The sequence below is a fragment of the Burkholderia sp. KBS0801 genome, from assembly GCF_005937855.2.
GTDB classification, from domain to species: Bacteria; Pseudomonadota; Gammaproteobacteria; order Burkholderiales; family Burkholderiaceae; genus Burkholderia; species Burkholderia ambifaria.
The window spans coordinates 2,572,498-2,584,013 of the sequence record NZ_CP042177.1; the positions used below are offsets into that span (position 1 = coordinate 2,572,498).

General features: G+C 67.6%; 8 protein-coding genes. 4 read left to right on the forward strand and 4 right to left on the reverse strand.

All coding sequences use genetic code 11. The annotated features are described in order from the left end of the window. Nucleotides 1-10 precede the first annotated feature (10 nt). The 3 genes from FFI87_RS12250 to FFI87_RS12265 all read left to right on the forward strand — a co-directional run bounded on the left by FFI87_RS12250 (nucleotide 11) and on the right by FFI87_RS12265 (nucleotide 4,877). A complete protein-coding gene (locus FFI87_RS12250) occupies nucleotides 11-892 on the forward strand; it encodes a PhzF family phenazine biosynthesis protein (RefSeq protein WP_138847360.1) in 882 nt (293 codons plus the stop codon). Between the two features lie 228 nt (nucleotides 893-1,120). Next, a complete protein-coding gene (locus FFI87_RS12260) occupies nucleotides 1,121-3,460 on the forward strand; it encodes an EAL domain-containing protein (RefSeq protein WP_138847359.1) in 2,340 nt (779 codons plus the stop codon). A 208-nt stretch (nucleotides 3,461-3,668) separates the two neighbouring features. After that, entirely contained in the window at nucleotides 3,669-4,877 is a 1,209-nt protein-coding gene (locus tag FFI87_RS12265) for a chromate transporter (RefSeq protein ID WP_138847358.1), read from the forward strand. Nucleotides 4,878-4,922: 45 nt separating this feature from the next. Here FFI87_RS12265 and FFI87_RS12270 read toward each other — a convergent pair whose 3' ends face one another. Beyond that, nucleotides 4,923-5,369 carry a multidrug/biocide efflux PACE transporter gene (locus tag FFI87_RS12270; protein WP_138847357.1) on the reverse strand — a complete coding sequence of 149 codons (447 nt, stop codon included), beginning with the start codon at nucleotides 5,367-5,369 and terminating at the stop codon, nucleotides 4,923-4,925. Between the two features lie 112 nt (nucleotides 5,370-5,481). Here FFI87_RS12270 and FFI87_RS12275 point away from each other — a divergent pair, with 112 nt between their 5' ends. Next, on the forward strand, nucleotides 5,482-6,366 hold the full coding sequence (locus tag FFI87_RS12275; RefSeq protein ID WP_138847356.1) for a LysR family transcriptional regulator: 885 nt from the start codon (nucleotides 5,482-5,484) through the stop codon (nucleotides 6,364-6,366). Nucleotides 6,367-6,421: 55 nt separating this feature from the next. Here FFI87_RS12275 and FFI87_RS12280 read toward each other — a convergent pair whose 3' ends face one another. From FFI87_RS12280 to FFI87_RS12290, 3 genes are all read right to left on the reverse strand, one after another. Then, complete coding sequence (locus FFI87_RS12280; RefSeq protein WP_012364396.1) at nucleotides 6,422-6,880, reverse strand: CopD family protein; 459 nt, start codon at nucleotides 6,878-6,880, stop codon at nucleotides 6,422-6,424. Between the two features lie 245 nt (nucleotides 6,881-7,125). Then, the gene (gene parC / locus FFI87_RS12285; RefSeq protein WP_012364397.1) at nucleotides 7,126-9,447 is read right to left on the reverse strand and encodes a DNA topoisomerase IV subunit A; all 2,322 of its coding nucleotides are present in this window, start codon (nucleotides 9,445-9,447) and stop codon (nucleotides 7,126-7,128) included. A 61-nt stretch (nucleotides 9,448-9,508) separates the two neighbouring features. Continuing rightward, nucleotides 9,509-11,491: a DNA topoisomerase IV subunit B gene (locus FFI87_RS12290; RefSeq protein WP_138847355.1), complete on the reverse strand. Its 1,983-nt coding sequence runs from the start codon at nucleotides 11,489-11,491 to the stop codon at nucleotides 9,509-9,511. Nucleotides 11,492-11,516: the final 25 nt, after the last annotated feature.

Sequence of the window (11,516 nt, forward strand, 5' to 3'; positions counted from 1 at the left end):
AATCGTCACGATGACTAGCCGCCGCGTCCGTTTCAAGCAGGTCGACGTATTCACGTCGGTACCGTTCAAGGGCAACCCGCTTGCGGTCGTGTTCGACGCCGATTCGCTCGGCGACGACGACATGCTCGCAATCGCCCGCTGGACGAACCTGTCGGAAACGACGTTCGTGTGCACGCCGACCGATCCGGAGGCCGATTACCGCGTCCGGATCTTCACGCCGGGCGGCGAACTGCCGTTCGCCGGCCACCCGACGCTCGGCACCGCGCACGCGTTCCTGGAAAGCGGCGCGCGACCGCGCACGCCGGGCGTGCTGATCCAGCAATGCGGCGTCGGCCGGGTCGAACTGCGCGAACAGGCCGGCGGCTGGGCATTTGCCGCGCCGCCGGCACGGTTCACGCCGCTCGACCGGGCCGACTATCCGGTGCTGGCGGCCGCGTTGCGCAGCAATGCGATCGATCCGGACGCCGAACCGTGCGCGGTCGACAACGGCGCGCCGTGGCTCGTCGTGCGGCTCACGTCGGCCGACGCCTGCATCGGCCTCGCGCCCGATCCGGCCGCGCTCGGCGCCCTCATCCACCGCTACGGCGCGCACGGCCTCGCGGCCTACGCGCCGCACCCCGACGACGGCCCCGCGACGTTCGAAATCCGCTGCCTGATGACGGGCGACGGTTTCGGCACCGGCGAGGATCCCGCCACCGGCAGCGCAAACGCCGCGCTGGCCGAGCTGCTGAGCCGCCAGCAGCGCCGCCCCGGCACGTCGTATACGGCCCGCCAGGGCACGGCGATCGGCCGCGACGGCCGCATTGCCGTTCGCTATGACGACGACGGCACGATCTGGATCGGCGGCAACGTCGTGACGGTCGTGGACGGCACGTTCCAGATGCCCGCCTGACGTTTCGTCGTTTCGCCACGTGCGATGGCGCCACAGCGGCCGACGCCCTGAGGTTGCCCGGCTATCGCAAAAACGTTCCAGCCAGTAATATCGGGCCTAATCCGTCGCTTCGGCGGGTCTGTCCATGGTTGCGCATCCCGCGAACGAACAGACGCCGGGGCGACCCCCAACCATAGCCGGCCATCCCGACGAGGATGGCGCAAGCGAGCAGGACGCCGCCCTTCTTCAATGAGCTCCGCCCGGTCCAACCACACGCCGCCGACCCGGCCGCTGCGCGCGCCGCGCAAATCGCGCCGGCGTGCGCTGTTCGCGATCCCGTTGCTCGGGATGCTGGCGCTTGCGCTGCTGTGGGCGGTGATCATCGCGCGACTGTCGGTCGAAAAGGACAGCGCGTACAAGGAAGCGGCGGCATCCGCGGCGATCCTGTCGTCCGCGCTCGAGCAGCACACCGTCAAGGCGATCCACCAGGTCGACCAGATCACCCGCTTCGTCAAGTTCGAGTTCGAGAAATCGCCCGCGCACTTCAATCTCGCGAGCGCGGTCGAAAAAGGCGTCGTGCCGAGCGACACGCTGATCCAGGTCTCGCTCGTGAACGCGAAGGGTATCCTGTTCGCGAACACGGCCGACATCCATCCGCAGCCGATCAACCTGTCGGATCGCGAGCACTTCAAGGTCCATCTCGCGCACAACGACGACCGCCTGTACATCAGCAAGCCGGTGTTCGGCCGCGTGTCGAGCCACTGGACGCTGCAGATGACGCGGCGCCTGAACAACCCGGACGGCAGCTTCGCGGGCATCGTCGTGGTGTCGGAAGACCCGAGCTACTTCACGAACGACTTCTACAACAACGCGGCAATCGGCAAGGAAGGCGTGATCTCCGTGGTGTCCGACACGGGCGCCGTGCTCGCGCGGCGCACCGGCTCGGTCAGCAACGCACCGGGTGCGTTCTCCGCGTCGGGCGTGTACCCGATCGCCGAGCGCGTGACGGGCACGATCATCGACCCGATCGACGGCGTGACGCGCATCGTGTCGTACCGCCACCTCGACGGCTACCCGCTCGCGGTGATGGTCGGGCTGTCGCAGAGCGAGGAATTCGCGGACTACTCCCACACGCGCAACGTCTACCTGCTGATGACGAGCTTCATCACGCTCGCGATGCTCGCGTTCTTCAGCGTCGCGACGGGGCTGATCGGCAAGCTGCTGGGGCGCGAGCGCGAGATGACCCAGCTCGCCGAATACGACCTGCTCACCGGCCTCGCGAACCGCTACGCGACGCTGCGCGGGCTGCGCAACGACGTGTCGATGCCGGCCAGCCTGTCGCGGCTCGGCCTGCTGTTCATCGACCTCGACAACTTCAAGACCGTCAACGACACGCTCGGCCACAACGCCGGCGACATCGTGCTGCAGATGACCGCGTCGCGCCTGTCGGATGCAGTCGGCGACGAAGGCTCGCTCGCGCGGATCGGCGGCGACGAGTTCGTGGTCGTGATGAAGGGCGACGACATCGAACGGCGCGCGGTGCGGCTCGCGGAGGCGATCATCCGGATGTTCGGCGAGCCGTTCGACGTGCGCGGCAGTTCGTTCGTGCTGCACGCCAGCATCGGCATCGCGCTGCACAGCGTCGCGAACGAAAGCGAGATCGACCTGCTGAAGAAGGCCGACCTCGCGATGTACAGCGCAAAGGACGCCGGCAAGAACTGCTATCAGTTCTACGCGCCGCACCTGTCGCACCGCGCGGACCACCTGATGCGCTGGGAACAGCAGTTGCGCGTCGCGCTCGCCGAAGGGCAGCTGTTCCTCGCCTACCAGCCGAAGATCGACCTGACGCACCGCACGATCACCGGCTTCGAGGCGCTCGCACGCTGGGACCACCCCGAGCACGGGATCATCTCCGCGAACGAATTCATTTCGATCGCCGAATCGACGGGCCTGATCGTGCCGATCGGCGACTTCGTGATCCGCACCGCGTGCGAGCAGATCGCGCGCTGGCGCGACGACGGCCACGACACGCTGACGCTCGCGATCAACATCTCGCCGGTGCAGTTCTGGCGCGGCGACCTGATCGAGACGATTTCCCAGGCGCTGCAGGACACCGGCATCGACGCGAACCGGCTCGAGATCGAGATCACCGAGACCGCGATGATGGAATACCCGGAGCTCGTGTCCGAGAAGATCGTCGCGCTGAAGAAGCTCGGCATCCGGATCGCGCTCGACGATTTCGGCACCGGCTATTCGTCGCTGTCGTACCTGCACCGCTTCTCCGTCGACACGCTGAAGGTCGACCGCTCGTTCGTGCAGGCCATCCCGAACGATCGCAGCGTGTGCGTGATGGTGTCGTCGATCGTGCATCTGGCGCGCTCGCTCGGCCTGACGGTCGTCGTCGAAGGCACCGAGACCGAGGAGCAGATCGCGTGGCTGTCCGCGCTCGGCGAGATCGAGGCGCAGGGCTTCCTGTTCTCGCGCCCCGTGCCGGCCGACGCGATTCCCGCGCTGATCGCACGCTTCGGCGTGCGCGGCGCCCGGCCGGACGTCCTCACGCACCGCGCGACCGGCAGCACGGGCGCCTGAGCACGCCCCACGCGCGGCATCTGCGCGGCACCTGTTACGCGGCCCACCGATCGTTTCGGCTTCCGATCCGATTGTTTAGTCCATTTACTAGCGTTTTCGCGCATGGCAGTGTCACGATGCGCGGCGGACAATCGGGAGGGCCATCGTGTCGGCGGGCCGCCGGCACGTTTTCAAGCGCGAGACCAGGCCCAGCGCCAACAGCATAGTCATGACAACCGTCGAAGTCGAAGCGGCCGAACGTGTCGAACAGGCACAGGCCTCCCTATGGACCTTGTTCAAGGTCATCGCCGGCATTTCCGCCGTGTCGTGGGGCGGGCTGTCGATGATGGCGCAGCTCGAACGCCACTACGTCGACCGGTTGCAGCGCATCGAGCCGCACGTGTTCGCCGATTTCATCGCCCTCGCGTGGCTCGTGCCGGGCCCGGTCGGCTGCAATGTCGCGGTGCAGGTCGGCCAGACGCTGCACGGGCGCATCGGCGCGTGGATCGCCGGCATCGCAAGCGTGCTGCCGTTCTTCCTGCTGATGACGCTGTTCGCGATCTTCTACCGCACGCCGATCGTGCGCTCGCTCGCCGCGCCGATGCTGATCAATCACTTCGGGATGGTGCTCGCCGCGCTGATCGGCGTCACGTGGATCAAGCAATTGCGTACGCTCGCGCGCACGCGGCTCGAACAGTTGATTGCCGCGCTATCGACGATTCTGCTCGCTTTCGCGCATAGTCCGGCCGCGTTCGTCGGGATTCTCTTCGCCGCGTTTGCAGCCGGCTGGCTGACCGGGCCGCCGCAAGACGACGCGGTCGACTTCACGCTATCGAAGCGCGACCGCAACCTGCTCGTGCTGCTCGCCATCCTCGTCGCGCTGTTCGCGCTGCCGCTGTCCGGCGACTACCAGATGACGCTGCTGTGGCCGCGCCTCGCCGGCGCCGGGATGACGCTGTTCGGCGGCGGCTTCTCCGCGCTGCCCGTGCTCAAGACGCTGTTCGTGTCGCCGGCGACCGGCATCTCGGATCACGACTTCACGCTCGCGTTTGCGCTGTCGCCCGTGTCGCCCGGCCCGCTGCTGAACGTCGTGCCGTTTCTCGGCTACCTGACCGACGGCTGGACCGGCGCGCTGCTCGCGACCGCCGCGCTGTTCATTCCGTCGGGATGTCTCGTCGTGTTCGCGCAGAACCATCTGTTCCGGCTCAAGCGCCACTCACGCTTCGAGCACGGGATGCGCCTGATGCGCGCGGCGACGACGGGCTTTCTGGTCGTCGCCGTCGTGAAGATCCTGCATCGCGAGCCGGCCGATCCCGTCTACTGGCTCACGGGCGCCTTTGCGATGCTGTGCTTCGCGCGCTTCAAGCTGCCCGTGTATGCCGTCTACGGCGCGGTCGCGATTGCGTGCGGCGCATGGCTGTGGGCCGTCGCGCATTGACGGCCGGCTGCGATTGCCGCCACCGCCCGCCCCGCCGCTTGCCGCTCAGCCTGCCTGCACCGCGATGCGGCGCGCAACCCAGCGCGCCCGCAGCGCGTCGTACGCGAAGTTGAAGCAGAACGTGTAAGGCAGGAAGAACAGCACGATGCCGAGGTCGAGCAGCAGCGCCTCGACGAGGCTCACATCCAGCCACCACGCGGCGACCGGCACCACCATCGCGACGAGGCCGAGCTCGAACGCGACTGCATGCGCGACCCGCATTCCCAGCGTGCGCGTGAGGCCGGCCCGCCGCTCGAAGCGGTCGAACAGCGTGTTGAACGTCATGTTCCAGGCCATCGCGATCAGCGACACCATCACCGTCAGCACGCCGACGTGCGACACCGGCATGTCGAGCAGCCACGCGCCGATCGGCGCGCACAGCGCGATCGCCACCAGCTCGAACGTCAGCGCGTGAACGAGGCGTTCCGTCACCGTTTTGTTCATCTGTTTCATGTTCCCTCCGATTCGTTGGTCCAGCTCATGTCGGCCATTCTGATCGGCAGGACCGTATGAATCCAGTTTGATATCATCGGTTTTACCGATACAACGCGATGAGATCCGTCACATGCGCCACGCGCCCGAAGCGCTGCTCGCCTTCGCCGAAGCCGCACTGCTCGGCTCGTTCACGGCCGCCGCGCGCAAGCTGGGCAAGCGCCAGTCGACGGTGTCCGAAGCGATCGCGAACCTCGAGATCGATCTGGGCGTGCAGCTGTTCGACCGCTCGACGCGCACGCCGACGCTGACCGATGCCGGCCGCGCGCTGCTGCCGCAGGTGCAGCGCACGCTGGAAGCCGGCGCGGCGATCGACCGCACCGCCGCGCGGCTCGCGCAGGGCGAGGAAGCGCGGCTCACGCTCGTCGTGTCCGATACGTACCAGTCGAAGCGTTACGAGGAAACCTTGATGGCGCTCGAGCGGCGTTTTCCGGCGCTCGAACTCGAATGCCAGATCGCCGAGCACGAGGACGTGCTCGACCTGATCCAGCAGGGCCGCGCGCAGCTCGGGCTGATGGCCGCGCGCACCGTCTACCCGCCCGATATCGGCGCGGCGACGGTGGCGGAGGAATCCGAGATCGGCCTGTTCGTCGGGCGCACGCACGCGCTGGCCGCCTACGGCGACGCCGAAGTGCCGCATGCGGCGCTGCGCGACGCGCGCGAGCTGCGCCTGAACACCTACGTGAAACCGGAGGATCGCGGCGCCGACGACCGGATCGTCGTCGGCACGCAGCGCTGGCTCGCGCCGAGCTATCTGATGCTGCTGGAGATGGCGGTGCTGGGGTTCGGCTGGGCCGAGCTGCCGCGCTGGATGGTCGAGCACTTCGCGCGCGACCGGCTGTGCGAGCTGCGCGCGCGCGGCTGGCCGCGCCGCGTGCGGGTCGATGCGGTGTGGTCGCGCAACCGGCCGCTCGGCCCGGCCGGCGCGTGGCTGCTCGACGCGATGCTGGCCGCGTAGCGGCACGCGGCACCGCGCCGGCGGCAAGCGCCGAACGGCGCCGCGGAATCGGAGGTCAGAAGCCGCGCGACAGCACGGCGGCGCCGATCGTCACGACGCCGAGCACGAGATTGACGATGACGAGCAGGCGCACCGCGTTCACCGCGCGCGCGCCATCGGGCCAGTTCTGCGCCTGCACCGCGCGGCGGATACGCGGGAACAGCGCGAAACGGATGTGGCCGAAGATCAGCATCATCACGACGCCCAGCCCCGCCATCGCATGCAGCGTCCACGTCGCGTGCGCGCCGCCGAATGCCATCAGCAGGAACCCGCCGGACAGCAGGATCACGATCACCGAGCCCGACACCCAGTTGAAGAAGCGGCCGAACACGCCTTCGATCAGCGGCAGCCGGAGCTGCGGCGTCAGGTCGGACAGCGCCGGGCGCAGGCAGAAATTCGCGAAGACCATCCCGCCCACCCACACGGCGACGGCCAGCAGGTGAAGAAACAGCGCGACGGCAACAGCGTGGGACATGGCGACAATCCTGATAGGGGTTGGGTGCAACGAACAGCCGCGTCACGCGCGGTCTCGAGCGACGTTCGACCGGCGTCCCGGCGCTCGGTTCAGACCCCGGGCGGCATTTCACACTATTTTGCAAATTCCGCGTGACGCCGCCACTGTCGCTTACGTGAATACGCCGCCCAAAAGAACAGGCCGCACGCCCGCCGAAGCGGAGGTGCGGCCTGCGATGCCGGTCCAGCCGGCGCGCGGAGGCGGCGTCAGCCGAGCAGCGGACGCAGTTCGTTGACGACCTTGAGCTTCGTCTCCGGCGTGCGGCCCTTGCGTGCGCGCTTGCCGATGTGCGGCGCGAGCCCCGCGTACGACAGCGTCTCGTCCTGCGCCTTGCCGCCGCGCCCGGTGCCGATCAGCACGACGCCGGCCGGGTCGATCGCGAGCGCCTGCACGAGCGTTTCCTTGTCGTCGAGCGCCATCAGGATCACGCCGCGGCCGCCGCCGGACAGCGTCTTCATCTCGTCCATCCCGAACACCAGCAGCCGGCCGCCGCTCGACAGGCACGCGACCTGCGTCGCGTTCGGCAGCACCGGCATCGGCGCGAGCGGCACCGCGCCCGTATCGATGGTCATGAACGCCTTGCCGGCCTTCACGCGGCTCACCATGTCGCCGACCTTCGCGAGGAAGCCAAACCCATTGCTCGATGCGAGCAGCAGTTGCTGGTCGACCGGCGCCGCGAAGTAGTGCATCAGGTGCGAGCCCGATTCGAGCTCGATCAGCGAGGTCACCGGCACACCGTCGCCGCGGCCGCCCGGCAGCACCGACACGTCGACCGAGTACACGCGGCCGCTGCTGCCCCACGCGATCAGGCGGTCGGGCGTGCGGCACTGGAACGCCGCGTACAGGTGGTCGCCCGCCTTGAACGTGAAGCCGGCCGGGTCGAGCCCGTGACCCTTCAGCGCGCGCACCCAGCCCTTCTGCGACACGACGACCGTCACCGGCTCGTCCACCACCTTCGCTTCGAACGTCGCGCGCTTTTCCTGCTGGATCAGCGTGCGGCGATCGTCGCCGTACTGCTTCGCGTCGGTCTCGATCTCCTTGATCATCAGCCGCTTCATCGCGCTTTCGTTCGCGAGCAGCTCCTCGAGCTTCGCCTTCTCGTCGCGCAGCGTCTCGAGTTCCTTCTCGATCTTGATCTTCTCGAGCCGCGCGAGCTGACGCAGCCGGATTTCGAGGATGTCTTCCGCCTGGCGGTCGGTGAGGCCGAACGCGCTCATCAGCGCGGCCTTCGGCTCGTCCGCCTCGCGGATGATGCGGATCACCTCGTCGATGTTCAGGAAGACGATCATCCGCCCTTCGAGGATGTGGATGCGATCGTCGACCTTCGCGAGACGATGGCGGCACCGGCGCGTCATCGTCAGCTGGCGGAACTTCACCCATTCGTCGAGGATCGTCAGCAGCCCCTTCTGGCCCGGCCGGCCGTCGGCGCCGATCATCACGAGGTTCAGCGTCGCGTTCGACTCGAGGCTCGTGTATGCGAGCAGCGTGTTCACGAATTCAGTCTGATCGATCGTGCGCGACTTCGGCTCGAACACGAGCCGCACCGCCGCTTCCTTGCCCGACTCGTCGCGCACCGCGTCGAGCAGGTCGAGCATCGCCTTCTTCGTGTTGAGCTGTTCGGGCGTGAGCGTCTTCTTGCCGAGCTTGAGCTTCGGGTTGGTCAGCTCTTCGATTTCCTCGAGCACCTTCTGGCCCGACGTGCTCGGCGGCAGCTCGGTGACGACGAGTTGCCACTGGCCGCGCGCGAGATCCTCGATCTTCCAGCGCGCGCGCACCTTCAGGCTGCCGCGGCCGGTTTCATAGGCCGCCGCGATCTCGGTGTCGCTCGAGATGATCTGGCCGCCGCCCGGGAAGTCCGGGCCGGGAATCAGGTTCATCAGCTCCGCGTGCGTGAGCTTCGGATTGCGGATCAATGCGACCGCCGCCGCCGCGACCTCGCGCAGGTTGTGCGACGGGATTTCGGTGGCGAGGCCGACCGCGATGCCCGATGCGCCGTTCAGCAGCACGAACGGCATGCGGCTCGGCAGCGTCTTCGGTTCCTCGAACGAGCCGTCGTAGTTCGGCATGAAGTCGACCGTGCCCTGGTCGATCTCGTCGAGCAGCAGCTTCGAGATCGGCGTGAGCCGCGCTTCGGTGTATCGCATCGCCGCCGCGCCGTCGCCGTCGCGCGAGCCGAAGTTGCCCTGCCCGTCGATCAGCGGATAGCGCAGCGAGAAATCCTGCGCGAGACGCACGAGCGCGTCGTACGCCGACTGGTCGCCATGCGGGTGGTATTTACCGAGCACGTCGCCGACCACGCGCGCCGACTTCACCGGCTTCGCGTCGGGGCCGAGGCCCATTTCGTTCATCGCGAACAGGATCCGGCGCTGCACCGGCTTCTGGCCGTCGCACACGTCGGGCAGCGCGCGGCTCTTCACGACGCTGACCGCGTAGCTGAGGTACGCCTGCTCCGCGTAATTGCCGAGCGTCAGCGCATCGGCGTCCGGTGCGTCGGACCCGGCGAAGAGATCGGAAGTATTGTCGTCCATCTGAATTCCGTATTCGTAAATGGCGTGAGGCCGGGCCGGGCGTCATGCCCGGCCGCGCGGGTTAGATGTCCGCTTCGACGTCGTTGCCCTTTTCCTCGAGCCAGCCGCGCCGCGCGGCTGCCTCGCCCTTGCCCATCAGCATCGTCATCCGCGCGACGGTCGACTCGTAGTCGAGCTCGCCGAGCTTCACCGGCATCAGGCGGCGCGTGTCGGGGTTCATCGTCGTGTCCCACAGCTGCTCCGCGCTCATTTCGCCGAGCCCCTTGAAGCGGCTGATGCTCCATTGCGTTTCACGCACGCCGTCCTTGCGCAGCTTGTCGAGCGTCGCCTCGAGTTCGCCTTCGTCGAGCGCGTAGAGCTTCTGCGCGGGCTTCTTGCCGCGCGCGGGCGCATCGACGCGGAACAGCGGCGGCCGCGCGACATGCACGTGGCCGCGTTCGATCAGCTGCGGGAAGTGCTTGAAGAACAGCGTGAGCAGCAGCACCTGGATGTGCGAGCCGTCGACGTCCGCGTCCGACAGGATGCAGATCTTGCCGTAGCGCAGGTTCGACAGGTCGACGGTTTCGTCCGGGCTGTGCGGATCGACGCCGATCGCCACCGAGATGTCGTGCACCTCGTTGTTCGCGAACAGGCGGTCGCGCTCGGTTTCCCAGGTGTTCAGCACCTTGCCGCGCAGCGGCAGGATCGCCTGGTATTCCTTGTCGCGGCCCATCTTTGCGGAACCGCCCGCGGAGTCGCCCTCGACGAGGAACAGCTCGTTGCGCGCGATATCTTCCGTCTCGCAATCGGTCAGCTTGCCGGGCAGCACCGCGACGCCCGAGCTCTTGCGCTTCTCGACCTTCTGGCCCGCGCGCGTGCGCGCCTGCGCCTGCTTGATCACGAGTTCGGCGAGCTTCTTGCCGTGCTCGACGTGCTGGTTCAGCCACAGCTCGAGCGCCGGCCGCGAGAACGACGACACGAGCTTCACCGCGTCGCGGCTGTTCAGGCGTTCCTTGATCTGCCCCTGGAACTGCGGGTCGAGCACCTTCGCCGACAGCACGAACGACACGCGCGCGAACACGTCTTCCGCGAGCAGCTTCACGCCCTTCGGCTGCAGGTTGTGCAGTTCGACGAAGCTTTTCACCGCCTGGTAGAGACCGTCGCGCAGGCCCGACTCGTGCGTGCCGCCGGCCGGCGTCGGGATCAGGTTCACGTACGACTCGCGCACGAGCGAACCTTCCTCGCTCCATGCGACGACCCACGACGCGCCCTCGCCTTCGGCGAAGGTTTCGTCGGTCGAACGCGCATCGGCGAAGCGCTCGCCCTCGAACAGCGGGATCAGCAGCTCGCTGCCGTTCATCTCGTCGAGCAGGTAGCCGCGCAGGCCGTCCTCGTATTTCCACGTCTGGCGTTCGCCGGTCTTCTCGTTGACGAGCACGACCTCGACGCCCGGCAGCAGCACGGCCTTCGAGCGCAGCAGGCGCTGCAGCTCGCCGAGCGGCAAGTTCGGCGAATCGAAGTACTTCGGATTCGGCCACACCTGCACGCGCGTGCCGGACTTCTTCTCGCCGCGCCCCGCGCCTTGCGCCGTGAGCGGCTTCACGACATCGCCGTCGGCGAAGCCGAGTTCGGCGATCTTGCCGTCGCGCCAGACCGTCACGTCGAGGCGCGTCGCCAGTGCGTTCGTCACCGACACGCCGACGCCGTGCAGGCCGCCCGAGAACGTGTACGCGCCGCCGGCGGCCTTGTCGAACTTGCCGCCCGCGTGCAGGCGCGTGAACACGATCTCGACGACCGGCACGCCTTCCTCGGGGTGCATGCCGAACGGGATGCCGCGGCCGTCGTCTTCGACCGATACCGACTGGTCGGCGTGCAGCGTGACCGTGATCTGCTTGCCGTGGCCGCCGAGCGCCTCGTCGGACGCGTTGTCGATGACTTCCTGAATGATGTGCAGCGGATTTTCGGTACGGGTGTACATGCCGGGCCGCTGCTTGACCGGCTCGAGACCCTTGAGCACCTTGATCGATGCTTCGCTATAGGCCGCGCTGGGCTTCTTCGTTGACATAGGCGCTGAATTTCGTCATTCATCG

Coding starts and splice junctions, on each gene's coding strand:
- FFI87_RS12275 (WP_138847356.1), top strand. CDS start 5,482: ATGCGCCACGCGCCCGAAGCGCTGCTCGCCTTCGCCGAAGCCGCACTG.
- FFI87_RS12250 (WP_138847360.1), top strand. CDS start 11: ATGACTAGCCGCCGCGTCCGTTTCAAGCAGGTCGACGTATTCACGTCG.
- FFI87_RS12265 (WP_138847358.1), top strand. CDS start 3,669: ATGACAACCGTCGAAGTCGAAGCGGCCGAACGTGTCGAACAGGCACAG.
- FFI87_RS12260 (WP_138847359.1), top strand. CDS start 1,121: ATGAGCTCCGCCCGGTCCAACCACACGCCGCCGACCCGGCCGCTGCGC.
- parC (WP_012364397.1), bottom strand. CDS start 9,447: ATGGACGACAATACTTCCGATCTCTTCGCCGGGTCCGACGCACCGGAC.
- FFI87_RS12290 (WP_138847355.1), bottom strand. CDS start 11,491: ATGTCAACGAAGAAGCCCAGCGCGGCCTATAGCGAAGCATCGATCAAG.
- FFI87_RS12280 (WP_012364396.1), bottom strand. CDS start 6,880: ATGTCCCACGCTGTTGCCGTCGCGCTGTTTCTTCACCTGCTGGCCGTC.
- FFI87_RS12270 (WP_138847357.1), bottom strand. CDS start 5,369: ATGAAACAGATGAACAAAACGGTGACGGAACGCCTCGTTCACGCGCTG.